This window comes from Methanoplanus sp. FWC-SCC4, assembly GCF_032878975.1.
Classification (GTDB): Archaea; Halobacteriota; Methanomicrobia; order Methanomicrobiales; family Methanomicrobiaceae; genus Methanochimaera; species Methanochimaera problematica.
The window spans coordinates 1,325,801-1,351,097 of record NZ_CP043875.1 but is presented as its reverse complement, the minus strand read 5'-3'; the positions used below and the strand labels follow the sequence as shown (position 1 = coordinate 1,351,097).

At 42.3% G+C, this 25,297-nt stretch carries 20 protein-coding genes, 2 tRNA genes and 2 pseudogenes; 6 read left to right on the top strand and 18 right to left on the bottom strand.

Annotation, left to right across the window (positions count from 1 at the left end):
- Positions 1-207 precede the first annotated feature (207 nt).
- The 8 genes from F1737_RS06850 to trpE all read right to left on the bottom strand — a co-directional run bounded on the left by F1737_RS06850 (position 208) and on the right by trpE (position 6,920).
- Positions 208-280, bottom strand: a tRNA-Glu gene (locus F1737_RS06850).
- Between the two features lie 88 nt (positions 281-368).
- On the bottom strand, positions 369-1,223 hold the full coding sequence (gene trpA, locus F1737_RS06845; protein ID WP_317135854.1) for a tryptophan synthase subunit alpha: 855 nt from the start codon (positions 1,221-1,223) through the stop codon (positions 369-371).
- An 8-nt stretch (positions 1,224-1,231) separates the two neighbouring features.
- Complete coding sequence (gene trpB / locus F1737_RS06840; protein ID WP_317135853.1) at positions 1,232-2,398, bottom strand: tryptophan synthase subunit beta; 1,167 nt, start codon at positions 2,396-2,398, stop codon at positions 1,232-1,234.
- Positions 2,399-2,400: 2 nt separating this feature from the next.
- On the bottom strand, positions 2,401-2,952 hold the full coding sequence (locus F1737_RS06835; RefSeq protein ID WP_317137874.1) for a phosphoribosylanthranilate isomerase: 552 nt from the start codon (positions 2,950-2,952) through the stop codon (positions 2,401-2,403).
- Between the two features lie 11 nt (positions 2,953-2,963).
- Complete coding sequence (locus F1737_RS06830; RefSeq protein ID WP_317135852.1) at positions 2,964-3,731, bottom strand: indole-3-glycerol-phosphate synthase; 768 nt, start codon at positions 3,729-3,731, stop codon at positions 2,964-2,966.
- Entirely contained in the window at positions 3,728-4,744 is a 1,017-nt protein-coding gene (trpD, locus tag F1737_RS06825) for an anthranilate phosphoribosyltransferase (RefSeq protein ID WP_317135851.1), read from the bottom strand. Before trpD ends, F1737_RS06830 begins: the two co-directional genes overlap by 4 nt.
- On the bottom strand, positions 4,741-5,385 hold the full coding sequence (locus F1737_RS06820) for an anthranilate synthase component II (RefSeq protein WP_317135850.1): 645 nt from the start codon (positions 5,383-5,385) through the stop codon (positions 4,741-4,743). Before F1737_RS06820 ends, trpD begins: the two co-directional genes overlap by 4 nt.
- Positions 5,382-6,920: an anthranilate synthase component I gene (gene trpE, locus F1737_RS06815; RefSeq protein WP_317135849.1), complete on the bottom strand. Its 1,539-nt coding sequence runs from the start codon at positions 6,918-6,920 to the stop codon at positions 5,382-5,384. Before trpE ends, F1737_RS06820 begins: the two co-directional genes overlap by 4 nt.
- A gap of 270 nt (positions 6,921-7,190) precedes the next feature.
- Here trpE and cooS point away from each other — a divergent pair, with 270 nt between their 5' ends.
- Together cooS and F1737_RS06805 are read left to right on the top strand one after the other, a co-directional pair.
- A complete protein-coding gene (cooS, locus tag F1737_RS06810; RefSeq protein WP_317135848.1) occupies positions 7,191-9,149 on the top strand; it encodes an anaerobic carbon-monoxide dehydrogenase catalytic subunit in 1,959 nt (652 codons plus the stop codon).
- Positions 9,150-9,155: 6 nt separating this feature from the next.
- Entirely contained in the window at positions 9,156-10,022 is an 867-nt protein-coding gene (locus F1737_RS06805; RefSeq protein WP_317135847.1) for an ATP-binding protein, read from the top strand.
- A gap of 40 nt (positions 10,023-10,062) precedes the next feature.
- Here the strand turns inward: F1737_RS06805 and F1737_RS06800 are convergent, their stop codons facing one another.
- Positions 10,063-12,747, bottom strand: coding sequence for a cation-translocating P-type ATPase (locus tag F1737_RS06800; protein WP_317135846.1), 2,685 nt, complete (start codon positions 12,745-12,747; stop codon positions 10,063-10,065).
- A 364-nt stretch (positions 12,748-13,111) separates the two neighbouring features.
- On the opposite strand from F1737_RS06800, the gene F1737_RS06795 reads away from it, so the two are divergent.
- Positions 13,112-14,224 carry an OBG GTPase family GTP-binding protein gene (locus F1737_RS06795; protein WP_317135845.1) on the top strand — a complete coding sequence of 371 codons (1,113 nt, stop codon included), beginning with the start codon at positions 13,112-13,114 and terminating at the stop codon, positions 14,222-14,224.
- Positions 14,225-14,363: 139 nt separating this feature from the next.
- Here F1737_RS06795 and F1737_RS06790 read toward each other — a convergent pair whose 3' ends face one another.
- From F1737_RS06790 to F1737_RS06760, 7 genes and pseudogenes are all read right to left on the bottom strand, one after another.
- Complete coding sequence (locus F1737_RS06790; protein ID WP_317135844.1) at positions 14,364-16,175, bottom strand: aldehyde ferredoxin oxidoreductase family protein; 1,812 nt, start codon at positions 16,173-16,175, stop codon at positions 14,364-14,366.
- On the bottom strand, positions 16,175-16,663 hold the full coding sequence (locus F1737_RS06785; protein ID WP_317135843.1) for a 4Fe-4S dicluster domain-containing protein: 489 nt from the start codon (positions 16,661-16,663) through the stop codon (positions 16,175-16,177). The genes F1737_RS06790 and F1737_RS06785 overlap by 1 nt, the downstream gene beginning before the upstream one ends.
- 224 nt (positions 16,664-16,887) lie before the next feature.
- Entirely contained in the window at positions 16,888-17,622 is a 735-nt protein-coding gene (locus F1737_RS06780; protein ID WP_317135842.1) for a 2Fe-2S iron-sulfur cluster-binding protein, read from the bottom strand.
- The gene (locus F1737_RS06775; protein WP_317135841.1) at positions 17,615-19,486 is read right to left on the bottom strand and encodes an NADH-ubiquinone oxidoreductase-F iron-sulfur binding region domain-containing protein; all 1,872 of its coding nucleotides are present in this window, start codon (positions 19,484-19,486) and stop codon (positions 17,615-17,617) included. The genes F1737_RS06780 and F1737_RS06775 overlap by 8 nt, the downstream gene beginning before the upstream one ends.
- Positions 19,473-19,928: pseudogene (nuoE, locus tag F1737_RS06770) on the bottom strand (NADH-quinone oxidoreductase subunit NuoE); the annotation flags it as partial. The pseudogene nuoE and the gene F1737_RS06775, both read right to left, overlap by 14 nt.
- Positions 19,929-20,058: 130 nt before the next feature.
- Positions 20,059-20,763 (bottom strand): annotated as a pseudogene (locus tag F1737_RS06765) (hypothetical protein); the annotation flags it as partial.
- An 83-nt stretch (positions 20,764-20,846) separates the two neighbouring features.
- Positions 20,847-21,956 (bottom strand): tRNA (guanine(10)-N(2))-dimethyltransferase, encoded by a 1,110-nt coding sequence (locus tag F1737_RS06760; protein ID WP_317135840.1) that lies wholly within the window; start codon positions 21,954-21,956, stop codon positions 20,847-20,849.
- A gap of 78 nt (positions 21,957-22,034) precedes the next feature.
- Between F1737_RS06760 and F1737_RS06755 the strand changes: the two genes are divergently transcribed.
- From F1737_RS06755 to F1737_RS06745, 3 genes are all read left to right on the top strand, one after another.
- A tRNA-Arg gene (locus tag F1737_RS06755) sits at positions 22,035-22,109 on the top strand.
- 115 nt (positions 22,110-22,224) lie between these two features.
- Positions 22,225-23,067 carry a geranylgeranylglycerol-phosphate geranylgeranyltransferase gene (locus F1737_RS06750; protein WP_317135839.1) on the top strand — a complete coding sequence of 281 codons (843 nt, stop codon included), beginning with the start codon at positions 22,225-22,227 and terminating at the stop codon, positions 23,065-23,067.
- Between the two features lie 35 nt (positions 23,068-23,102).
- The gene (locus F1737_RS06745; protein WP_317135838.1) at positions 23,103-23,522 is read left to right on the top strand and encodes a polymer-forming cytoskeletal protein; all 420 of its coding nucleotides are present in this window, start codon (positions 23,103-23,105) and stop codon (positions 23,520-23,522) included.
- Here F1737_RS06745 and F1737_RS06740 read toward each other — a convergent pair whose 3' ends face one another.
- Both F1737_RS06740 and mtnA read right to left on the bottom strand, forming a co-directional pair.
- The gene (locus tag F1737_RS06740) at positions 23,523-24,158 is read right to left on the bottom strand and encodes a DUF116 domain-containing protein (protein ID WP_317135837.1); all 636 of its coding nucleotides are present in this window, start codon (positions 24,156-24,158) and stop codon (positions 23,523-23,525) included.
- A gap of 75 nt (positions 24,159-24,233) precedes the next feature.
- A complete protein-coding gene (mtnA, locus tag F1737_RS06735; RefSeq protein ID WP_317135836.1) occupies positions 24,234-25,268 on the bottom strand; it encodes an S-methyl-5-thioribose-1-phosphate isomerase in 1,035 nt (344 codons plus the stop codon).
- Between the last annotated feature and the right edge of the window lie 29 nt (positions 25,269-25,297).

The following is a 25,297-nucleotide window of genomic DNA, read 5'->3' as shown; positions in this document are numbered from 1 at the left end:
TCAAAAATTCCTTTGTGTTTATGCTGTTCTACATCATCGTCTTGATCATGCTTTTAGAATATCCATTTCCTGCATCCTGGAAATTTTAGAATTGGAGTCTGAATTCTTGCTTAAAAGATAATCAGAATTATTCCGGATGAATAATTCAAAAGAGTCTGACAGTTTTTGCTCGTCAAAATCGTTTGAGCTCTTAACTTCAGAAAGGAGTGCTGATATGGGGATTTGAACCCCAGTCGCAGGAGTGAGAGTCCTGCATGATTGTCCCCTACACTATATCAGCTAAAATTGTGCAACTAATGTAGTTTTCCCAACTACTTAATTCTAATCATTTGATCCTGTGGCTGATTCAAAAAAATGCCGGATTATTTTTAAATTTGTTCTCCGGCAATTCCTTTGATCATCATTTTTGTAAAAAGGCGCAGTTCATCACACATTATGTCAGGATTATTCAGGTTCTTCTCAATAACTGAGACAATGTAACTTCCGACAATCACCCCGTTGGCACCACTTCTTATGATCTTGGCTGCATGCTCCGGTTTTGAAATACCAAAGCCTATTGCAACAGGGATGTCTGTTCTCTCCTTTATTCTGTTAAGAACAAGAAAGGCATCTGTTGAAATGTTCTTCCTGACACCTGTAACCCCGAGGGATGATACAAGATAGATGAAACCGGATGCAAGGCCTGCAATCATGTCAAGCCTTTCATCAGAGGTTGTCGGGGTTACGAGAAATATCTGGTCAATTCCGTATTTGCGGGAAAGTTCACATGCAAAACCTGCTTCTTCAGGAGGAAGATCGACAATGAGTATCCCGTCAACACCAGCCTCTTTGGCCTCTCTGTAGAAATTTCCTTGGCCTCTCTGGTAAACAATATTGAAGTAGACCAAAAAGACAATCGGAATCTCAGAAAATTTTCTAATCTCTTTTACAAGACGAAATACATCCCCTGTTTTAATTCCTGCCCTGATGGCTCTGTTGTCGGCACGCTGAATCACATCGCCGTCTGCAACTGGATCTGAAAAAGGGACTCCAAGTTCCAAAACAGTGCATCCGCCGTCAATTAATGCCTTTGCAGCCTCAATTGATGCCTCAAAAGAGGGATCGCCTGCAACTGTATATGCAACAAATGCAGGTTTTTTAAATGCAGACGACAGTCTGCTTTTGCCAATATTACTTTGGATTTTCAGATTCTCAGAGATTTTTTGTGAATTTTCGGATAGCATTTTTTGATTCACCCCTGTATCCCGGCTACTGCCGATACATCCTTGTCGCCTCTTCCTGAAAGGCAGATTACAACCATGTCGTCTTTTTCAAACTCGTCTTTGTGAGTGAGAACATACGATATTGCATGCGACGACTCAAGTGCAGGAATAATCCCTTCCGTTTTTGAGAGGAATGAAAATGCCTCCAGAACTTCGCTGTCTGTTGCAGATGAATACAAAACCCTTCTTAGATCCTTTAAATGGCTGTGTTCCGGGCCGACTCCCGGATAATCAAGACCTGCCGATATTGAATGGGTTTCTCCGATTTGTCCGTCATCATCCTGAATAAGGTATGAGAGTGCACCGTGAAGAACACCGGGTTTTCCTGCTGTAAGAGTTGCACCGTTTTTACCAAAACCGGCTCCCTTTCCGCCGGCCTCAACACCTATCAGCCTGACATCATCTTTAATCATCGGATGAAACATCCCTATTGCATTTGAGCCTCCCCCGACACATGCAACCGCAACATCGGGAAGACGCCCTTCTTTTTCCATAAACTGATCCCTTGTTTCACTGCCGATTACAGACTGAAAATCCCTTACAATCGTGGGGAAAGGATGCGGGCCGACAACTGATCCTATGAGATAGTGCGTATCGTTTACACTTGCCGCATATTCCCTGAGTGCTTCATTTGTCGCATCTTTAAGAGTTCTTGTTCCGCCTGAAACAGGGTGGACTTTTGCACCGAGAAGCTCCATTCTAAATACATTGAGCTTTTGCCTTTCACAGTCCTCTTCTCCCATGAATATCTCAACAGGCATGCCAAGAACGGCGCCTGCCATCGCTGTACCTACTCCGTGCTGTCCTGCACCAGTCTCTGCAATGAGGCGTTTTTTTCCCATTTTTTTTGCAAGAAGAGCCTGTCCGAGGGTGTTGTTCAGTTTGTGTGCACCGCCGTGGAGGAGATCCTCTCTTTTGAGGTATATTTTGCATCCGCAGAATTCTGACATGTTTTTGCAGAATGTAAGAGGAGTCCTTCTGCCTGCATACTCCTTTAAGAAATAATCCAGCTCTGATACAAACTGAGGATCGTCTTTTAGTCTTTTGTATTCTGATTCAAGTTCGTAAAGTGCCGCCATTAGTGTTTCAGGGACATATTGTCCCCCGTATTTTCCAAAATATCCGTTATCAGCCATATTCATGCCTCCCTGCAAATCCTGACAAATTCAGTTAATTTTTTTCTGTCCTTAATTCCGTGAATTGTTTCAACGCCTGATGAGACATCAACCGCATAAGGTGAGAGATTTTCAATCACCTGTCCGACATTTTCAGGGCACAGGCCTCCTGCAAGTATAACCGGAACACCTGATTTTTCAATAATCTCTTTTGCAAATTCCTGATCAAAGGGGACGCCTCTGCCTTTGCTTTCATCAATAACAACGGCATCACAGTTTAGAGGGCACTCATTTCCTCTTGATATAACCCGGTATATTTTCGTCCGTGAGCCTTCTGGTATTTTAAGTGACACCGGAACCTGAATTGCGGTCGGTTTAAGGGAGAGAATAATATCTATATCAGATTCATTCTCCGTGTTTGTAACACAGATTTTTTCAGTATTTGGGGCAAGTGAGTCAAAAATCTCTCTTGCTTTTCTGATCGTAACACTCCTTTTGGACTCAGAGCATACCACAACACCTATCGCGTCTGCACCTTCTTCTTCTGCTATGAGGGCATCTCGTTTTGTTGTGATACCGCAGACTTTTATGCGAATACAAATCCCTCCAGTGTTGATTTTAAAGAATCAGAGTTCATCAGCGAGGTCCCTATCAAAAAGGCATCACAGTGCTTCTTTAGTTTTATAACATCTTCAGGGGTTTTTATGCCGCTTTCACTGACTTTTAAAACACCTGCATCCTGAATGAGGCAGGATATCTCCGCAGTTTTGCTGATGTCTGTCTTCATGGTTTTCAGGTCTCTGTTGTTTATCCCGATCAGTTCCGCACCGGATTTTATCGCTTCCTCAGCTTCCTTTACTGTGTGAACCTCGACAAGAGCCTCAAGTGAGAGTGATTCTGAAAGGGCTATGTAATCTTTCAGGTTTTCCTTTACCACTCCTGCAATCAGCAGCAGAGCATCAGCAGGTGTTTTTCCTGTTTCGATTATCTGAGCCTCATCAACGATGAAGTCTTTTCGTAATATTGGGAGGCGTGTGCTTATTCTGGCAAGATTGATATTTTCGAGATTTCCGCCGAAATATGTGCTTTCTGTTAAGACTGATATCGCAGTGCATCCTCCGCTTTCGTAGACCTTTGCAATGCTCCCTGGTGCAAGAGTAGTCTTCAGATTTCCCTCTGCCGGAGATCTGTATTTAATCTCAGCAATCACTGCATTTTTGTCACTGCATTTTTTTATCGCGGATTTAAGGCTTACAGGTTTGTAGCCGGAATCATTTTCCCGCTCTTTTCCTCCGGATTCTTTCAGGGCTGATGCACGTATCCCTGCTTCATTTATAATATCGTCAATAATCATCTCCTGCCTCCTGAAAGTCTGATTAAATTTTCAAGTTTCATTCCGGCTTTACCCGAGTCAATTGATTTTTCAGCCATTCTGATTCCCATTTCAAGCGAATCTGCACCGAATCCCGTGTATATTGCGGCACCGGCGTTTAACAGTACAATGTCTCTTTTGGGTCCCTCGACACCGTTTAAAATATCAAAAAGAATTTCTGCATTTTTCTTTGGATCTCCGCCTTTGAGATCGCTTTCAGAGGCCCTTTCAAATCCGAAAGAGGAAGGATTGATTTCGTATGAGGTAATTTTACCCTCTCTAAGCTCTGAAACCTTTGTAATCCCTGTTGTTGTAATCTCGTCATAGCCGTCACCGTTGACAACCATCGCACTTTTGGTGCCTAAAAGCCTGAGGACCTCAGCTGTTTTTAATGTGAGTGATTCATCATAGACTCCCATTAGCTGTGCATCGGCACCGGCAGGATTTGTGAGAGGTCCAAGCAGGTTGAAAATGCTTCTGATACCAATCTCTTTTCTGACCTTTCCGGCGTATCTCATTGCCGGATGGTGGGTCTGTGCATACAAAAAGCCGATGCCGTTTTCCTCAATAATCCGGCACACCTGTTCCGGTGAAATATCCGTTGCAACGCCTGCTTCCTTTAACACATCAGCAGAACCGCATCTGCTGCTTATACTGCTGTTACCGTGCTTTACAACATTTAGACCTGCACCTGCTGCAACAAAGGCGGCAGCTGTACTGATATTGAATGTGTCTTTTTTATCGCCTCCCGTGCCGCAGGTGTCAAGAAGCACTCCCCTTGTTTTAGGGGTTATTCTGACTGATGATCTTCTCATTGCATTTGCAAAGGCGGCAATCTCCTCTGCATTTTCCCCCTTCATTCTAAGGGCAGTGATAAACGATCCTATCTGGCTGTCGGTAGCATTCCCGCACATTATCTCGTCCATTGCAGCTTTTGCCTCTGAGAATGTAAGATCCAGATTTTCAGTAATCTTTCCGATGCATGCTGAGATCATAAAACACTCCCTGTTCTAAGAAAATTTTCAATGATCTTGTCGCCGGATTCTGTGATTATGCTTTCAGGGTGAAACTGAAGCCCGAAAACAGGATAATTTTTGTGTGAAACAGCCATCACAGTGCCGTCATCGGCACTTCGTGCAGTGACACTCAGGCAGTCTGGAAGTGTCTCTTCAAACACCGCAAGGGAGTGGTAGCGTGCCGCTTTAAAGGGGCTTTTTACATCTGAGAAAATTCCTGATGAATTGTGTATTATCTCTGATGCCATCCCGTGAACCGGTCTGTTTGTTCTTACGACCTTTCCTCCGAAAAAGTGGACTATCGCCTGGTGTCCGAGGCATATCCCTAAGATTGGAACACTTTTATGATATTTCTCCAAAACATCAAGGCACAGCATCGAGTCTTCGGGTTTTCCCGGGCCCGGCGAGAGAAGAATCCTTTCAAAATCAATTTCCTCTAGTTCTTCAATTGAAGTGTCGTTTTTCAAAACGACCGGCTCGGCACCAAGACTTCCTGTCTGCTGGCAAAGGTTGTATGTAAAACTGTCGTAGCAGTCGACAACAAGGACTTTTACCGCGGAATTGGATGAACAAACTTGTTCATCTCCGGCAGAACATTCCTGATACTGCTTTATTTTCATGAAAAATCACCTGCTGAAATTATCGCAGAAAGAATGCCTGCCGCCTTGCTTTCAGTCTCTAAATATTCGTTTTCAGGGACAGAATCCGCAACTATACCTGCACCTGACTGAAAGACTGCTTTGTTGTTTTCGACAACGACAGTTCGTATTGCAATAGCAAAATCAATATTTCCGTTAAAGCCTGCATAACCGACAGCACCTGCGTAAAGCCCTCTTTTGCTGTTTTCAAGCTCGTTTATGATCTGCATTGCACGTAATTTTGGTGCTCCCGAGACTGTTCCTGCCGGGAAGCATGATCTGAATGCATCAAATGAATCTGAATTTTCATCCAGTGTACCGGTAATGGTTGATACAATATGCTGGACATGTGAAAACTTCTCAACCTGCATGAAATCTGTTACTTTGACGCTTCCAAACCCTGATACTCTTCCAAGATCATTTCTGGCAAGATCAACGAGCATTATATGTTCGGCACGTTCTTTTTTGTCATCCAATAGATCTTTTTTTAGTAATGCGTCTTCTTTTGGAGTGTCTCCCCTTTTTCTTGTTCCTGCAATGGGGACTGTTGTTACATTTCTCCCTTCTGTTTTTACAAGCATTTCAGGACTTGCACCAACAATCTTCCTTTTTCCAAATTCAAGGTAATACATGTAGGGACTTGGGTTGATGATTCGAAGCGCCTTGTAGATATTCAGGGGGTCACCTGTGAAAGGGCATTCAAACTGCCTTGATATCACTGTCTGAAAAATATCCCCGTCAAAAATGTGTTCCTTTGTCTTTTGGACCATCTCTTCAAATGATTCGCGTGAAAGATTGCACTTTAATCCAACCTGGGAATTTGTAAAATCATGTTTTGTTTTTGTCCCTGATTCGTCTGAAACAGAAGTCTTCAAAAATATTTTATTCTCAGTCTTTCTAATGCGTGAAACCGCATCTTTGTAACTGCATTCATTGTCGGATTTTTCTGTTGCCATTATGAATGTCAGAATTGTGGTGCTTTTCTCCTCATGATCAAAGATCACACAATTCTCAGGCATCATGAATTCAGCCAGCGGAAAGTCTGACTTTTCCTGACTTCCTTTTAACTTTTCATTTGCTCTCAGTGCATAATCATAGGAGATATATCCGGCAAGCCCTCCCGAAAATCCAAAAAGATCGGGGAGATTAAAATTCATCTTTTTGATTAAAAGGGACAGTGCGTCAAGAGGATCAGATCCGTTTATTTCAGGTAAGTCTCTAAAATAATCTCTATTGCCGGAGATTTTTACGTAAGGATCAGCTGTAAGGTTAACAAGCTTCCCGGTGCCGATGATCGAAAATCTCGCAATTTTTTCATCTCCCTGCATTGATTCGAGTAAGAATCCGTAACTTTCCCTTAGGGATTCATACGTCTCTGTTGGAGAGAGGATAGTATCCCGAATCTTTTTGTAAACAGGAATCAGAGTCTTTTTGTTTCCCTCTGTTATTTTTTTAAATTTTTCAATATCAGGATAGAATTCACAAATGTCTTCTTTTAGTTCTCTTCCGGTATCCATTCCACCGGCATCACCTTTTTGGTTTTTGTAATTGTTGTCATGGTCTGGAATAGTAGTTGTCTTTGCACATATATATACATTGTTGTATTGATATTTTTTGAAATGGTGTTTATAAGCCTGGGTTTGATAATTTAAAATCTAATGGTTTGAAGGCAAAATCTGTCCATTTAGCAAAACAGGACAAATAATATATGTGATGTTATACAATGTGGGCTTTAAAATGACCGGCTGACCGGTCTTTAAAATATTATTTGGGGGGTAAATACTTAAATGAATGAAAAAAAACCGGATTTGGTCGGAGAGAAATTTGACACCTGCGACTTTGATCGTGCAAAAATGGCTCTTTTAAATCCTGAATTAATCAGGCAGAAGGCCGAAGAGAGAACAATAGACAATTCAGCCAAAGAGATGCTGATGCATACATTAAGGGAAGGAATTGAAACCGTCTGGGACAGGTCTGAGATGCAGAAACCTGCATGCCGTTTTTGTTCAGACGGTCTCTCATGCAGCCGTTGTGCAATGGGTCCCTGCCGGATAATTTCCGAGCACCACCGGGAAAGAGGTGTGTGCGGTGCGGATGCTGATCTTGTCGTTTCAAGAAATCTTCTTGACACAATTGCAACAGGGGCGGCATCGCATTCTGATCACGGCAGAGACATTGTTGAAACCCTTTATAAAACCGGAAAGGGAGAAGCACCCGGGTATCTGATATCAGATGAAGCAAAGCTGAAAAGAATAGCAGAGGAGCTTGGGATTGAAACATCACAGAAAAGCAATGATGAAATTGCAGTATCCCTTGGATATTTTTTGCTTGACGAATTCGGAATGATAAAAAACTCCCTTGGATTCTGTTCGCGTGCACCTGAACAGACAAGGGAAATCTGGGAAAAAGCCGGAATAACCCCGAGAAGCGTTGACAGAGAGGTTGTTGAGGCGATGCACCGTGTTCATATGGGTGTCGGTGCGAATTATGCCAATATATTAATACACGGTCTTCGGACTTCACTTTCAGACGGATGGGGCGGATCAATGATGGCAACCGAATGTTCTGATATTCTGTTTGGAACGCCGGCAATAAACAAATCTATGGTCAATCTCGGTGTAATTGATGAGGATTACGTTAATATCTCGCTTCACGGCCATAATCCCATGCTCTCGGAAATGATTGTAAAGGCAGCCGGTGAACAGGAATTAATTGATCTTGCCAAAAGCTACGGTGCAAAGGGGATAAATCTGGTCGGGTTATGCTGTACCGGAAACGAACTTTTGATGAGAAAAGGAATTCCTATGGCAGGAAACCACTTCAATCAGGAGCTGATTATTACAACCGGTGCACTTGAAGCAATGGTGGTCGACTACCAGTGCATATTCCCGTCCCTTCCAAGAACGGCAAGCTGCTATCATACAAAAATTATCTCGACAAGTGATAAATCAAAGATGACGGGTTCATACCATTTTGATTTCAAACCGGAAAATGCGGTTGAAACCGCAAGGGCAATTGTAAAGACTGCGGTTGAAAATTATCCAAACAGAATTCCGGAAAAAGTGTTCATTCCGGGAGACCCTGTTGAACTATACAGCGGATTTTCAGTGGAGGCAATAAAAGAAGCTCTCGGGGGAACATTTTCACCGCTTATAGATGTAATTGCCTCAGGCGACATATTCGGGGCTGTCGGAGTCGTCGGCTGCAACAATCCAAAAATAAAGCATGACTATGGTCATGTGACTCTTGCAAAAGAACTTATCAAAAATAACATTCTCTGTGTGGAAACCGGATGTGCTGCAATTGCGTCGGGCAAAGCAGGTCTTCTGACGCCTGATGCGGCTTTCCTTGGAGGGCCAAAACTAAAGGCTGTATGTAAAAAACTGGGAATGCCGCCTGTTCTGCACATGGGCTCCTGTGTAGACTGCTCAAGGATTCTGGTCCTGCTGGCAGAACTTGCAAAGGCACTGAATGTCGGAATCGATAAGCTTCCGGTTGCAGGGGCTGCACCGGAATGGTATTCACAAAAAGCGGTTTCTATCGGATCTTACTTTGTTGCATCAGGGGTATATACAGTTCTCGGAGTCATGCCGAAAATTGCCGGAAGCAATAATGTTGTGGACCTTTTGACAAAGGATGTTGAATCAGTGGTCAATGCAAAATTTGCCGTTGAACCTGATCCTAAATTGGCTGCTGAATTGATCATCAGTCATATTGAAAATAAACGAAAAGAGCTTGGAATATGAGTTGAAATGGCTGTCAATTACAGATTAAAATCCGGTAAATTAAGCCTCAGAACCGGTCATGAAAAAGATGGAGACGGTTTATCTAAAAGCCGCATCGTTGTTGCCGGAAAGGGGGGTGTCGGTAAAACAACTCTCACTTCGGTTCTGTCTATGCTGTATCTTAAGGAGGGAAGAAGAGTTCTTGCAGTCGATGAGGATCCGCAGCAGAATCTTGCCTATTCACTAGGTTATCCTGTTGAAAAATCATCTGAGTTGATTCCGCTTTCAAAAAATCATGACTACATAGAGGAAAAGATCGGAGCAAGACCCGGGAGCGGATGGGGTCATATAATGAAACTCAATCCTGATGTGTCCGATGTTGTTGAAAGATTCGGTATCAGGATAACTGACAATCTCGGTCTTCTTGTAATGGGCAGTGTTGTTTCTGCCGGAAACGGATGCCTCTGCCCTGAAAATGCTTTGCTAAAAAGCATTTTAAGACACATGAGACAAAGAGACGATGAAGTTATAATAATGGACACCCAGGCTGGTGTTGAGCATTTTGGAAGGGCAATGTCCGGGGGCTTTTCAAAGTCAGTCATTGTATCCGAGCCTTCATACAATTCACTTTCTGTTGCGGTTCATTCATCAAAGCTTTCAAGAGAGCTTGGAATATCTGATGTGCATCTTGTTGTAAACAAAATCAGAAACGAAGATGATATTGAAAAAAGCAAAAGATTAATTGAATCTGAATCTTTTTCTTCTGTTCATTTTCTGCCTTTTGATGAGGATGTTCTGGCATCCGAACCAAATACCGGTTCTCTTGTAAAAGGAACCGGAAGTTATGTGTCAGCTGTCAGGGATTTATTCAGTGTGATAAACAGGGATGACTAAAAAATCCTTTCTGAATAAATTTTTTTGACAAAAAAATATTCTATATTCCTGTCGTGTGGGACTTTTCTTTTTGTGAGGATCTGGTTCTTAGGTATTTGTAGAGTTCTCCTGCGAGTAGAAGAGGCAGTCCTAAGAGGAATATTAAAATCCAGTCTGTAGCTAAAAGCGGGACTGTTTTCAAAAGTGCCTGGAAGAATGGATGATATACAACAATTACCTGTATTATCAAACTTGCTGCAATTGCGATAATTACTGCGGGGTTTGACAAAAATCCTATTGAACCAAGTGTCCCCCTAAATGATCTGAAATTTAGAACATTTATGAGTTCAAATACGATTATTCCTGTAAATGCAAGAGTTCTCCCCCTGGCAACATCATTGTTCAGGCAGCATATGAAGAGAAAAACTGTTGTTAATCCTATGAATGCCCCTATGCTAAAAATAATTGTAACTGCACTTTGGTTAAGCAGTTTTTCATCTGGATTTTTAGGTTTTTGCTGCATTATATCCTTTTCAGCCGGTTCAAGTCCGATAGAGAGGGCTGAAATGCCGTCAGTTACAAGATTAATCCATAATATCTGAAGCGGCATGAGAATCAGGGGCAGATTCATTATCATACCTGCCGATATTGCAATTACCTCACCTACATTTGAAGACAGCAGATACCTTGTGAATTTCTGTATATTATCATATTCACGTCTTCCTTCGTGAATTCCCTCCACAATACTTTCAAAATTATCATCTATGAGGATGATGTCGCTTGACTCCTTTGCAACATCTGTTCCTTTTATTCCCATTGCAATTCCGACATTTGCCTTTTTAAGTGCGGGAGCGTCATTGACTCCGTCCCCTGTCATCGCAACGATGTGGCCTTCATTATTCAGTATCTCAATAATTCTGAGTTTGTGTTCGGCAGTAACCCTTGCAAGTATTTTAACTGATTTCAGTTTTTCTGCAAGTGAATCATCATCAAGTGTGTCAATTTCCTGGCCTTTTAATACACCGTTGCTTTCAAGCCCGACCCCGTCTGCAACAGCCTTTGCAGTCATTGCAGAATCACCTGTAATCAAAATTACATCAACACCTGCCGATTTGCAGATATCAAGGGACTCTTTAACCTCTTCCCTTGGAGGGTCCATTATCCCGGCAAAACCAAGGAATATAAGATCTTTTTCAGTTTCTTCTGCGGTCTGGTAAATTTCAGAACCCAGATTTCTATAAGCAATTGCAAGAACTCTTAAACCTTCGCTTGCAAGACTTTCATAAATATCTTTATAATGCTCTTTTTCTTTTTCAGAAATAGGTATTTCTTCTCCGTTTGAGATCTGTCCGGTACAAAGCGATAAAATAAATTCCGGGGCGCCTTTTGTGTATGCAAAAAATCCTGTTTCTTCCTTATACACGGTTGTCATTCTTTTTCGTGACGAATCAAAGGAAAATTCTTTTTGAATTGACTGAATAGGAAGTTCATATTCAGGAATCCATGCCTTGTGTGCAGCTACAACAAGTGCACCTTCAGTTGGTGTGCCGACAATTTTCCATTCATTATTCTCTTTAGAAAGAATTGCATGATTGCACATGAGTCCTGCTTTTAAAATTCGGGACAGATCCGGATACGATATTGGATCAATTTCTCCCCCTTTAAGAAAAAAATCTCCTTTGGGATCATAACCGCTCCCGGTCACTTCAAAAGTATTTTCCGGAACATAGATTTTGGTAAGAGTCATCTCATTTTTTGTAAGAGTCCCGGTTTTATCGGTACATATTACCGAAACAGACCCAAGTGTTTCTGAAGCACTCAGATGTCTTATCAGGCATCTTTTTTTGTACATATTTTTGATGCCTATTGCAAGTGTAAGGGTGACAACAGCAGGTAGACCCTCGGGAATTACCGCCACTGCAAGGGATATGGCTGTCATAAACATCTCAATTAATTCCCTTTGCTGAATAATTCCGAGCATTACTATCAGGAAAGCAACTATGACGGATATTACGCTGATGTTTTTTCCGAGAGTGTCAAGGCTTCTTGCAAGTGGAGTCTGGTCATCGACGATGCTTTCCGTAAGCTCTGCAATTTCACCAAATTCGGTATTCATACCGGTTGCAACAACAATGCCCGTTCCCCTCCCGTTGGTGACGGTTGTGCCCATATACGCCATGTTTGTTCTTTTAGAAAGTGGTGTATCCTCATCTGTTATTCCGGGGAACTTTTCCTGTGCGACTGATTCTCCTGTCAGTGCCGCTTCATCAATATCAAGTGTTGTTGCTGAAATGATTATTAGATCAGCGGGTACTTTTCTTCCGCTTTGAAGTACGACAATATCTCCCGGAACAATATCTGAAGCGGAAATCTCAGTTTCAATTCCGTTTTTCAGAACAAAAGATTTGAGTCCGAGCATCTGCTTCAATGCAGCTATTGCCTGTTCAGCCTGCCACTCCTGGAAAAACCCGAGAATTGCATTCAGGAGGACGATTAATATTATTGCAAAAAAATCAATAATTTCCCCTACAATAAGGGAAACAAATGCTGCAATTATGAGTATTCCAATAAGGACACTCCTAAATTGTTTAAAAAAAATGTATACCGGGGATTTTTTATCCTCTTCCTTTATTTCATTATGCCCGTACAACCCTATTCTTTTTTCTCTTTCTTTTGGAGAAACTCCCTGCATGTCGACTTTCAGAATTCCGGCTATTTCATCGGAATTTTTAGTGTGCCATTTCACTTCTTGTATGTCAGGGGAGTTTTCATTCACAGCAATCGAATATAAATATTCATTATAGATAGTGTTTGTGGAGGTATCGGCAGATTTTGTCGGGGTTATCAGCTAACGGACTATTACAGCTGCTTTGTGTAAAACGTCTTAACCGGTTTTTGATTTTAAACCCTTATGAAATTAAAAAAATCATATTTCTCTTTAAAAAACGGATTAAAAAAATTATTCAATATTTCCCTGAATCAGACATATGTTATCCGTCACGCAGATAATAAGCATTAAAAAAACCTTTTATCATGCATATAACAGAATTATCTTTTGAATAAGACATTACCAATAAGTACCTGATAAACCCCATTAATAACAACACAAAATGTCCTCCACTGAAGATCTAATAAAAGAAATTGAAGACGAAATACAGAACACCAAATACAATAAGGCTACATCCCACCATATCGGGCGTTTAAAAGCAAAGCTTGCAAAAATTAAGGACGAAGCCGTCACCCGTGCAATGGCATCCGCAGGTGGCGGTGAAGGATATTCTGTTAAAAAGTCAGGAGACGGAACAGTTGTACTTGTCGGTTTTCCTTCTGTTGGTAAGTCTACACTGTTAAACAAGCTTACCGGTGCCGAGAGTGAGGAAGGTCATTATGCCTTCACGACTCTGACTGTTGTTCCCGGAGCAATGGAGCACAAGGGTGCAAACATTCAGATTCTTGATATACCTGGTCTGATTGCAGGCGCTGCGATGGGGAAAGGACGCGGCAAAGAAGTAATTGCTGTGGTCAGGGGTGCTGATCTGATTCTTCTTTTAGGAGATGTCTATAATGAAAAGCACATCGATGTCTTAATCAGCGAACTTTATGATGCAGGTATAAGGATCAACAGGGAAAAGCCGGATATTACAATCAAGAAGTCATCCAATGGTGGTATCAGGTTTAACACTGTCGGATATACCGGACTTGACCTTGAAGAAATAAGAGCAATACTTGCAGAAAACAAAATTGTCAATGCGGATGTTTTGGTACGTGGAAAAGTAACTCAGGATGACTTCATTGACGCAATGATGGGTAACCGTGTATATATCCCTGCATTTTTTGCAATTAACAAAGTCGATCTTGTTGATGAGGAAACAAGGCAGCATATTGTTAAAGACGTGACCAAAAGATTTGGAAGACCGCCGATCATGCTTTCAGCCCACAGCGGTTACAATGTTGAAACACTCAAGGACGAAATATACGATCATCTCGGATTCATTCGTATTTATCTAAAGCCTGTCGGCGGAAAGCCGGATATGGATGAACCCTTAATCATCAGAAAACCTGCAACAGTGGAATCCGTCTGTAATAAACTCCACCGTGATTTTGTTGAAAAATTCAGATATTCCAAAGTATGGGGAAATTCGGTAAAGCACGATGCCCAGCGTGTTGGCCTGAACCATGTTCTCGAAGACAATGATATACTGACAATTGTTACAAGGGCCTGAAAAAGAGGCTTTTTGAAATATAATCCCATTTTTAAGGCTGACAAATATCTCTATCAATAATATATCTGTTTTAAAAATAAATTTAAAAAAATACCATAAAAGTTATTTTCATGACATTTTTTGGAATAATTATTTGGTTTTAGAGGGCATAGTCCAAAAGACCAAGCTCTTCGAGTTTCTCATTTGTAGGTACGCCGTTTTCATCCCATCCGCGACCTTCGTAATATAAGGGCAGCATTTCGGGAAGGTGGCTTACCATACCTTTCGCCGGGCCTGCCGGAATTGGATCGTTTAGAAGTCTTGGTGGAAGAGTATCGTCTGCTTTGGTATAACCGTTCTTCATTATGAACAGACGTTCAAGGTTGTATATTCTCTCACCGATTTTCATTATATCCTCTCCGGTGTATTTTACACCTGTCACTGATTCAAGCTCTGCTGCAATATCATTTGCATCTATTGCGAACGAGGTGAACAGACATGTTCCCGATGATGAGAGTGCAGCTGTTAAATCCTGGAAGATTTTTAGAATTTCCGGTTTTCCCTCAGTCACTTTTGGATCCATGCTAACCGGGAGTCCCAGGACTTCCGGAGATATTGTGTATCCTCTGACGTGGCATCCTCCGCGGTTTGATGTTGCATATTCAAGACCGATTCCCTGAATTGCCCTCGGGTCGTATGCCGGCATCTCCTGCTTCTTTGCAGTCATGGAAAGTTCGGGATGACCGTACTTTTCTGCAAGGCGGTATGAACCGTCAGCAATATCATTACCAAATCCTCTGCGGTATGCGGCATCCTCGACAAGTTTGACCATTGCCTCTCCGTTTCCGAATCTGAGATCATATCCGGTGGTTTCACGGTCAATGATTCCCTTTTCATAGAGCTCCATTGCACATGCAATTGTGCTGCCCATTGAAATCGTGTCCAGACCCAGTTCATTGCACAGGAAATTTGCCTTAATCACGGCATTCACATCAGTAACTCCACAGTCTGCACCAAAAGCCCAGGTTGTTTCGTATTCCGGCCCTTCGCCTGAAGATTCGTATTTGCCGTGTGCTCTTTCCACACGTCCGCATCCGATGGCACAACCTGCACAGCCCTTTGTTCCTGTCAGATTATCTTTTGCCTGCGTTTCGCCACTGATCATATCAGCTTCTTTGAAATAGGCCTCCTGCCAGTTCCGGGTAGGGAAACCTCCCACCTCGTTTATGATATTTACCAGAACATTTGTTCCAAAGGCAGGCAGTCCGCCTGAGCTGACAGGGTTATCCTTAATCTTCTGGCGTGCCACCTGCAGTGTTTTTATAAACGCAGCCTTGTCAGCAATCTTAACTCCGTTTGTCCCGCGAACAACAACTGCTTTGAGATTTTTGGAGCCCATGACTGCACCGATTCCTGTTCTTCCCGCTGCACGGTGTTTGTCATTAATTATTGCAGCTATACGTGACAGGTTTTCACCGGCAGGACCGATACAGCTAATTTTTGCATCAGGATCGGTTTCTTCAAGAAGCATTTCTGTTGTCTTATGGGCATCAATACCCCACAGACTGCCTGCATCACGGATTTCGACATTTTCATTGTAAATGAAGATATATACCGGTTTTTCGGATTTACCTTCAATAATTATCATGTCGTATCCTGCGTACTTTAATTCAGGACCGAAATAGCCGCCTGAATTGGATGATGCAATAGTGTCGTTTAAAGGACCCTTCGAAATTATGTCATGACGTCCTGCACTGACACTCATTGTGCCCGTAAGGGGACCGTTTGCATAAATTAGCTTGTTCTCAGGGCTAAGAGAATCAACATTTGGATCGACTTCGTCAATGAAATACTTGGTTCCAAGACCTCTGCCGCCTATATATTCCTTAGCGTCTTTTTGTTTCAGTGGTTCTTTAAGTACTGTTCCCTTTGTAAGATTTACGCGGAGCACAGTTCCTGTCCATCCGTACATTATATATTCACCTCCCCGAGTGCCGCAGCAATTTTAGCAGAGAATTCTTTTTTCTTCCTTATTGTTGAACTGTCGGCATTCAGATATTCGATTGCCTTTGTAGGACAATATTTGGCACATTCCGGATCACCATCACAGAGATCGCATTTCATTGGTGTTTTAGTGACAGCATTGTACGAAATATTTCCAAACGGGCATGCCATTTCACACATTCTGCATCCGATACATTTCTGACTGTTAACATTCACAATACCGGTTTCAGTATCCTTCACAAGTGCGCTGGTTTTACATGCTGCAACGCATGCTGCACTATCACACTGGAAGCAGGTCATGGGTACTGTGACACCCATATCAAACCTGTGAACGGATATTCTGGATTTTGAAGGTCTGAACTCGCCCTCATGTGCAAGTGAGCAGGCCAGTTCACACGTTCCGCAACTGATACATTTTTCCGGTGAAATCATCAGAAGCTTGCTGGTTTTTTCCATTGCTCTCAACTCCTGTTGTAGTGCAATTTAATTTTCAGCACTACGACGTTACAAACGAATAGATGAAAGGATACTTTAATAAACTTTTGTATCCCTATGGCATTGTGCCTGATATAATCCAATTATAAAATATAATCCTGAAATATTCTAAAACCAATTTGGATTTACTTTGTAGTAAAATTAAATACTGGTTGAATATTCTTAAAAAAAAGAGATCAGATAAATTATATATTACCTACCCTCTCAGCCTCGTCACGTTTTTTGCACCTGGGACAGAGGTCCATTCCTTCAATCTCTTCTTTACCTCTTTTTTCAATATATTCTTCTGTTCCAATCGGGTCTCCGCAGCTTTTACATCTTACAAGCTTAAACGTCCTGCCCCAGATTTCTCTAGTATCATTATCTTCTCTGACGACAATAGCACCGGTCGGGCAGACCTCTGCACAGGCGGCACACCCAAGGCATCCTTCCGGAGGTTCATTGAATGGGGGAACTATTTCCCTGTTCCAGCCTCTTCCGGAAAAACCTATACAGTTGTTTCCAAGGGCCTCACATGCCCTTACACAGCGGCCGCAGCGGATGCAGAGATCCGGATTTTCTGCAACAAAACGCTCATCAAGAGGTTCGACTCCGTATTCTTCTGCAAGATCCTGAAGGATTTTTGCCTGCGGGCAGCGGTTTAAGTGAAGCTTTATTATTGATCTTCTGGCTTCCATGACATTTTCATTGTCGGTGAAAACCTCCATAGGTTCTCTTACCGGAAACATGCAGGCGATAGCCAGTTTGCTCTTGCCCCCCTTTACTACCTCTACCTGACAGAGACGACAGTTGCCGTCCGGAGGCAGACCCTCATGATAGCAGAGCGTGGGGATATTAATTCCGAGCCTGTTTGCTGCTTCAAGAATTTTGGTTTCCTTCTCAACCTCGATCTTTTTGCCGTCAATCGTAATTTCAATCATCTTTTTCCACCCTTAAAACCCTGATCGCATTGAATTTGCATGCATCAATGCATGAACCGCATGTGACACAGATTTTCTTATCGATCATATGCACTTTTTTCTTTTCGCCTGAAATAGCTTCTGCAGGGCAGATTTTTGCGCAAAGTCCGCATCCCGTACATTCCTCCGGATCAATTTCCAATGTGTAAAGACCGGAACATACGCCTGATCTGCAAAAACCCTCTTTTTCATGTTCCTGATATTCCTCCGGGAAAAATTTCATTGTTGAAAGAACAGGATTTGCTGCAGTCTGTCCGAGACCACACAATGCTGTAACCTGGACTTTTTCTGCAATTTGCCTGAGAAGAATTACATCGCCTTCCCTTGCAGTTCCTGAAGTAAGTCCTTTTAGGAGTGTCTGCATGGCTTTGAGGCCTTCACGGCATGGTGCACATTTCCCGCAGCACTCATCCACAAGAAAGTCGATGAAATACTGTGCGACGTTTACCATGCATGTATGATCGTCCATTACAATGAGTCCGCCTGAACCCATCATGGAACCTGCCTTCTTCAGATGGTCAAAATCAACCTGTGTATCAAGCATAGATTCAGGGAGACAGCCTCCCGAAGGACCGCCGCTCTGGACTGCCTTGAAATTCCGTTTGTTCATGACACCTCCGCCTATATCAAAGATTATCTCCCTGAGGGTTGTGCCGAGAGGAACTTCCACAAGACCGCTGTTTTTAACCTTTCCAACGAGTGAGAACACTTTTGTTCCTGTGTTTTTCTCAATTCCAATGTTTGAAAACCATTCCGAGCCGTTAAGGATTATGTATGGAATATTGGCCCATGTTTCAACATTGTTTAAGACAGCCGGAGACTCCCAGAGACCCTTCTCTGTTGAGCGGATGTACTTCACTCTTGGGACACCTGCCGTACCTTCAATTGAAGCCATCAATGCAGTTGATTCGCCGCAGACAAATGCGCCTCCTCCGCGAGTGATGTCAATGTCAAAATCAAATCCGCTTCCAAGAATGTTTTTGCCCAAAAGGCCCCGATTTCGTGCATTTTCTATTGCAGTACGTAAGTTAGTCACTGCAAGCGGATATTCATTTCTTACATAAATATGACCATAATTTGAACCTACTGCATAAGCTCCGATTATCATCCCTTCGATTATGCTGTGGGGATCGCCTTCCATCAGACTTCTGTTCATGAAAGCGCCGGGATCTCCCTCATCACCGTTTGCGACAACATACTTGACTTCGGATTCTACGATACGTGCGGATTCGAATTTTATGCCGGTCGGGAATCCTCCCCCGCCTCTTCCACGAAGGCCGGAATTGATGACTTCTTTGACTATCTCCTCAGGTTTCATTGATAATGCCTTTGAAAGACCTGCATAACCGCCGGAGTAAATGTAGTCATTGATATCCTTTGGATCGATATGACCTGTTCTTTGCAGAATTATCCTCTTTTGATGGGCATAAAAAGGAATGCTGCTCTCATCTGAACACCTTTTTTTCGTTTCCGCGTCACGATAAAGGAGACGTTCAACCGGTTCGCCGTTTAAAATTGTTTTTTCAAATATTTCCCTGACATCTTCTGCTTTTACATGCTGGTAGAATATGTTGGCCGGATCTATCTGTACAATCGGTCCGTTTTCACAAAAGCCGTGGCATCCTGTTGAATCGGCGACAAAGTCCACTCCGAGTTTCATATCATTTTTCTGTGCTTCAATTATGAATGCATCATAAACTGCTGCACTTCCGCTTGAAAGGCATCCTGTCCCTGCACATATGCGGACTCTTGCCTTTGCACCTTCTCCTTTTTTTGTAAGTGATGAACGGTATTTTTCGAGCTCTGCGGGATTATTCAGAATCATCAGATAAGACCTCCTTAATAATTTCAGGGACATCCTTGACTTTTACCTTGCCGAACACACGGTCATTTATCATAACAACCGGTGCAAGAGCACATGCTCCAAGACAGTTTACTGTCTGAAGTGTAAACATTCCGTCTTTTGTGGTTTCCTCATTTTTGATGTCAAGTTCTTTTTCAAAGGCCTCGAGTATTTTGATTGAACCTCTGATGTGGCAGGCGGTTCCGTTGCACATTTTTATGACATATTTGCCCTGCGGAACAAGACTCAGAGCCTTATAAAATGTCGCAACGCTATAAACCTGGGCTTCGGGCACTTTCAATGATTTTGCAACCTGCTGCATTGCTTCTACTGATATGTAATGCTCCTTTTCCTGAATATCCTGAAGAATCGGAAGAAGATAACGGGGATCATCAGGATAGGAATATATAATGGATTCTATTGTGGAATTCGTTTTCTGACCTCCTTTTTTCTACTCTGTTGCATTATTTCCTTAAAACATTTCCTGATAGATTAGTATGCAGTAAGTATTTGTGAAATGTTTGTGTGAGAATACAAAGAAGGAAAAAAAATTTTTAGTTATTATTTTGATTTTTGTTACGCATAATACGGGCCGTAACAAAAGCTGCAACAATTGTTCCAATTACTATCATCCATCCGGCAAGTGTTGGTATGAATTCATAACCTCCGTAAGGGTGGACAATCCCGTCGTAAATATAGTATATCGGCAGAAGACCAAGTATTGCGGGTGTTATGTATTTAATCATAATATCCCACCATTTTCCAACTTTGAGGTCAGTTGTCTGATTGAAATATTCTCTTAGTTTGTCAGCACCATATACGTATCCGATTGCGAGTGCTTCGAGGAGTCCTACTATTATTACCAGATAATACCAGACATAGTGGTCGACAATATCGAGCCAGTAAAGGTCTCCTCCGCTTGCAAACAGCATTGATCCAATGAACCCGACAATACATACAATTGCGGTTGTCAGGAGAGGCGGGATTTTGATGTAATCCTGAAGTGCACATGAAGTTGAGTCAACCATTGAAAATGCCGAATCAATTCCAAGCATTACAATCATTAAGAAGAACATTATTCCGAAAACTTCGGGGAGTAACGGCATTGCACTTATTGCTGCCGGATATGCAACAAATACAAGTTCAATTCCACCTTTTACAACCTCGGTTACCGCAACGCCGTTTGTATGTGCAAGATATCCAAGGGCGGAAAAGACTGCGAAACCTGCAACAAATGATGTCATGCAGTTAAAGAAGGCGACATATAGCGAACTTCAGGGTGCGAATTTTTAATGCGTGATCTGTTGAAAAAATAATTAAAAAAATATATTCTTTTTGATTTTCAGGAAAGGGATTCTCTTATTTCCGACAGCGGTGCATCGGTTTTAATTCCTGTTCCTGCATAATGAACCCTTGAAGCCCTGAATCCTTTTTCTTTAAGGCGTTCGATTACTGTCTCAATTGCAACCGGTGATACCTTCCAGTGACGGCTTAGAACATGATAATCGTAAAATGAGGATGTTTCAAGTTCATCTTTGCATGTTGCAAGGAGTTTTTCTATTTTATTTTGGGTTCCCAGCTCTGAATCCGGAAGCATCTCCTGCATCTGCTCAATTATATCCGTTCTGCTTACAGGACCGGTCCACAGAGGTCCGACAGCAGTCAGTGGTGCTCCGCATTCCTCACAATAAAGAGTCTTTGGCAAAAGGCCCTTTTGTTCTGTTCTGTAAGGGCACTTTGGACACTGGTGGATGTAACCGATGTTCTCCATTGCTTTATCCGCACGTCCCGCACCATAGGTGAGTTTGAGGTGTAGTCTTACAAAGTGCTCTTTCGCGAAACAAAAAAGCGGTTCCACTCCGCGATCATATTTTACAATCTCCCTGACGGCAAAGCCTAAGAGAATCCTGAGGCCGGTTTCACTATGATATTCGTTGTTGAGTGGTCTTGCAAAATATCTTCTCATTCCGGCTTTTAAGTGCGCCCCGCAGAGAGGTGCTGTGTCAGTTGCGGTAATAAACAGGTACTTTTTGGCGCAGCCTGCCGCAGCGTCGATGAAGGGTGCAGGGGTTCCGAACGGATCAATATCCACAACATCGAACCTTCTCTCACTCATAATGACATTTGCATCACATTGTGTGACTTCGGCTTCAGGCGCATATGTTTCCCTGTTGTATTCAATTAATGAAATTGCCTCTGCGCTTTTGTCATTTATTATTGCGTGAATATTGCATTCTTTGGAAACCCTGATCCCTCTTGAACCCGAAGCGCCCATTGCATCAAGATAATTTTCAGCATCGAGACATTTTAACAGGAGAATTGTTAAGTCCCTGTTAATCTCCATTCTTTTGTTGAAAAAAACAGGTGCGCTGCCGGGTGGGAAATTAAGGTTTTCATCTTGTGCCGGCACTAAAAATCTGCTTTTACCCTCTTTTATTTCAACGAGTTCCATTGTCGGATAATGTTACCATTAGGAAATCTTATAGCTTATCCTGTACAATTTCTATAGGCGCAGTTGCGTAATAAAAAAGGGTTTGTGGCCTAGCCTGGATATGGCGTTAGCCTCCTAAGCTAAAAGTCAGGGGTTCGAATCCCCTCAAGCCCGCTTTTGCTTTATTTTTTAAAAGAATAGTTCTTATTTCTGTGAATTTCCTTATGTGTAATTACACCGGTGTTTTTTGAAAACATTATTCTTTAATTGAAACAAATTTTTCCTGATTATGCTAAAAGGCTATGTGCAGATAACGCGCCCGGTAAATTCTGTAATTGCAGGTCTTGCCGTACTGCTGGGAGTGATTATCGCATCCGGCACAGTCGCATTGGACTCACTTGTTCTGATACCGGTTGTTGCTCTCATAACCGCGGCAGGAAATGTCATCAATGATTATTTTGACAGGGAAATTGATGCAGTAAACAGGCCGGAACGCCCCATACCTTCAAAAAAAGTCTCAGAAAAAGGGGCATTAATATTCAGCACTGTCCTGTTTATCACCGGAATTCTGCTTTGTCTTTTTGCAAACTATCTTTGTCTTTTTCTAGCCCTTTTAAATTCATTTTTGCTTATAGCCTACGCAATGAAGCTAAAAGGTATGCCGCTTGTTGGAAATCTTGCAGTATCATACCTTTCTGCCAGTATATTTTTGTTCGGCGGCGCTATTGCAGGACCGGGCGGTCTGATTCAGAATTTTGTAATTGCAGCAATTACTTTCTTTGCAATGCTCTCCCGTGAGATGCTAAAGGACGCGGAAGACATTGAAGGTGATAAAACGGGAGGAGCAAAAACACTCCCCATGATAATCGGTGTGAAAAAAACAGGGGTGCTTGCATTCCTGATGGCCTTTTTAGCCGTATTTGCAAGTTTCCTGCCGCTTTTCAGGTTCTGGGGAATCACATATATTGCAATGATCTCAATAGCAGACATTATCATTCTTTATGCGGCATTCAGGGGCCTTTCCTGCGATGATTCCGAATCTCTAAGGGAGTCGGGTGCAACAGGGCTGCTTAAGAAGGGAATGTTTCTTGCGCTTTTAATATTCATCATTTCAGCAGTACTAATAGGATAATCATTATATTGTATTGGCTAAAATCTCATTTAGCAATGAAAATCTATCGGGATGGAGACACATTCATCGCCCCCCGGGGCTCTTATTTTGAAGGGAACGTAAAGATAAACGGGGACTTCATAGTACCTTCGGGTACTCATTTCTGGGGACATCTGAATGTTTTGGGAAAGCTTGATCTTGGTCCCAAATCATCCGTAAAATCCTATGTCGAGTCCAAAGATGCTGTTATAGGGCCTGGTGCAATTATCAGTGGAAATCTGGACGCAAAAGGGAACGTAACCATTTGTGACAATGCAAAGGTTGGGAATATCAAATCCGAAGGAGATGTGGTGTTAAGACCCGGAGTCGAGGTCGGTGATGTAAAAAGTGAAGGGACAATATTTGTTTATGGAAAGATAATGTCCGGAAAATTACTTGGAAGACAGGTAAAAGTCCTCCGCGATCCAAGAATATAATTATTTGTCTTCAAGTCCGAGAAGAGCTACTTCAAAAAGATCATTCCAGTTAAGTGCGGTTTCGACACACCCGTCTTTCATTGTAAGGACTCCCATCCCGACAATATTTATTTTATCCAGAAGATCAAGTCCTTCTTTTACTTCTACAAGACAGCCGATTCCGATAACTGCCTCTGGTTTATATTTAATTACCATTCTTTTAATCAGGGTTGAACCAGGTGCTATCCATACATTATATCCAAGGTTTTCCAGCCTGTCGATATTCTGCCCAATTTCACACCTTCCGCATCTCCTGCACTGAAGGCCTTCAGGTGTCAGATTTGCCGGACATTGTGAGTTTCTTAGGCACTGTGGCAGGAAAACCGCTCTTTTGGAAGATTCAATCTTTGAAAATGCCTTTGAGTTCATTGTATTGTGAAGACGGATAAAAAATGCTGTAAGCTCTTTGTCATCAAGGCTGAAGAAATTGCAAATTCCTTTAACCATCCCCTCACTCATTACAAGACCTGATTTAACAAGTCTCGGGAAGTAAAAATGCCCTCTTTTAATTGAATAGAATGACACTGTGACAACGAAGATTGCGGTCAGAAAAGAACCGGCCAGTAAAACCAGAGTCAGCTCTCCGATTGTTATCATCAGGCTGTTCCATAGGGAAGATTCCGGTAACATCTATTAGGATAAATTGGGAATTAAGATTTAAATAGCTCTGGATTATGCTATAGGAAAATCTTTTGTAAAAGGAGGTTTTAAAACGCCTTTTTCTGTAAATATTGCTGTTACAAGTTCCATCGGGGTTGGATCAAATGCATAGTTAATAGCAGGTACTGATTTTGGCATAAGCTGTTTGTTCCCACAAAATGCAAGTTCTTCCCTGTCTCTTTCTTCAATAATTATATCTGATTCCTTTCCCGTTGCATCGAATGTGGAGTAGGGTGCCGCAACATAAAACGGTATATTGTGGTATCTGGCACAGACTGCATGCATGTATGTGCCGATTTTGTTGAAAACAGCATCTGGGGTTATCCTGTCTGCACCTACAATTACCGCATCGATCTCACCTTTTTTCATCAGGAATGCGGCGGTCGAATCTGTAATCGTCTTTACAGGTATATTGTCCCTTGACAATTCCCATGCTGTGAGGCGTGAGCCCTGATTGAGAGGCCGTGTTTCGCATGAGATGACAGATACATCTTTGCCTGCTTTCACAGCTGAACGAATAACGCCAAGTGCCGTTCCCCACGTATAGCATGCAAGAGCGCCTGCATTACAGTGTGTTAGGACTGTGCATTTGTCAGGGAGATATTCTGCACCATAATTTCCGATTGAATGGCACATTGCCTCATCCTCTCTGGCAACTGCCTCTGCCTCCATTAAAGCGGTTTCTCTTGCTTCTTTCAGGGTGCCGGATGATTTTATTTTATCAAGGACGCGGGTGATTCCCCATGACAGATTGACTGCTGTTGGTCTTGTTGATTTCAGGTATTTTGCATCATCAGAAACAAGTTTAAAAAAAGCTTCCATATTACAGTCATCATGCTCCAGGCATGACAGTGCGATTCCGAATGCGCCTGCAACACCAAGTGCCGGTGCTCCCCTGACTTCCAGACGTTTTATTGCCTTTGCAAGTCTTTCAACCCTGTCACACTCGATTATATTGTATTGTACCGGTAATAGTGTCTGTTCTACAAATTCTATGCAGTTTTTGTCATAATTCCAAAATATTGTCTTATCATTATTTATTTTCATAATATGAGTCATCCCAAAAAATAGAATTT

What these genes read in the sequence shown, in the direction of transcription:
- F1737_RS06830 (WP_317135852.1), bottom strand. Translation starts at nt 3,731, where the DNA reads ATGATTATTGACGATATTATAAATGAAGCAGGGATACGTGCATCAGCC.
- F1737_RS06805 (WP_317135847.1), top strand. Translation starts at nt 9,156, where the DNA reads ATGGCTGTCAATTACAGATTAAAATCCGGTAAATTAAGCCTCAGAACC.
- F1737_RS06785 (WP_317135843.1), bottom strand. Translation starts at nt 16,663, where the DNA reads ATGGAAAAAACCAGCAAGCTTCTGATGATTTCACCGGAAAAATGTATC.
- F1737_RS06790 (WP_317135844.1), bottom strand. Translation starts at nt 16,175, where the DNA reads ATGTACGGATGGACAGGAACTGTGCTCCGCGTAAATCTTACAAAGGGA.
- trpA (WP_317135854.1), bottom strand. Translation starts at nt 1,223, where the DNA reads ATGCTATCCGAAAATTCACAAAAAATCTCTGAGAATCTGAAAATCCAA.
- F1737_RS06780 (WP_317135842.1), bottom strand. Translation starts at nt 17,622, where the DNA reads ATGATTGAAATTACGATTGACGGCAAAAAGATCGAGGTTGAGAAGGAA.
- trpE (WP_317135849.1), bottom strand. Translation starts at nt 6,920, where the DNA reads ATGGATACCGGAAGAGAACTAAAAGAAGACATTTGTGAATTCTATCCT.
- mtnA (WP_317135836.1), bottom strand. Translation starts at nt 25,268, where the DNA reads ATGAAAATAAATAATGATAAGACAATATTTTGGAATTATGACAAAAAC.
- cooS (WP_317135848.1), top strand. Translation starts at nt 7,191, where the DNA reads ATGAATGAAAAAAAACCGGATTTGGTCGGAGAGAAATTTGACACCTGC.
- F1737_RS06775 (WP_317135841.1), bottom strand. Translation starts at nt 19,486, where the DNA reads ATGATTCTGAATAATCCCGCAGAGCTCGAAAAATACCGTTCATCACTT.
- F1737_RS06820 (WP_317135850.1), bottom strand. Translation starts at nt 5,385, where the DNA reads ATGAAAATAAAGCAGTATCAGGAATGTTCTGCCGGAGATGAACAAGTT.
- trpB (WP_317135853.1), bottom strand. Translation starts at nt 2,398, where the DNA reads ATGGCTGATAACGGATATTTTGGAAAATACGGGGGACAATATGTCCCT.
- F1737_RS06750 (WP_317135839.1), top strand. Translation starts at nt 22,225, where the DNA reads ATGCTAAAAGGCTATGTGCAGATAACGCGCCCGGTAAATTCTGTAATT.
- F1737_RS06760 (WP_317135840.1), bottom strand. Translation starts at nt 21,956, where the DNA reads ATGGAACTCGTTGAAATAAAAGAGGGTAAAAGCAGATTTTTAGTGCCG.
- trpD (WP_317135851.1), bottom strand. Translation starts at nt 4,744, where the DNA reads ATGATCTCAGCATGCATCGGAAAGATTACTGAAAATCTGGATCTTACA.
- F1737_RS06740 (WP_317135837.1), bottom strand. Translation starts at nt 24,158, where the DNA reads ATGATAACAATCGGAGAGCTGACTCTGGTTTTACTGGCCGGTTCTTTT.
- F1737_RS06795 (WP_317135845.1), top strand. Translation starts at nt 13,112, where the DNA reads ATGTCCTCCACTGAAGATCTAATAAAAGAAATTGAAGACGAAATACAG.
- F1737_RS06745 (WP_317135838.1), top strand. Translation starts at nt 23,103, where the DNA reads ATGAAAATCTATCGGGATGGAGACACATTCATCGCCCCCCGGGGCTCT.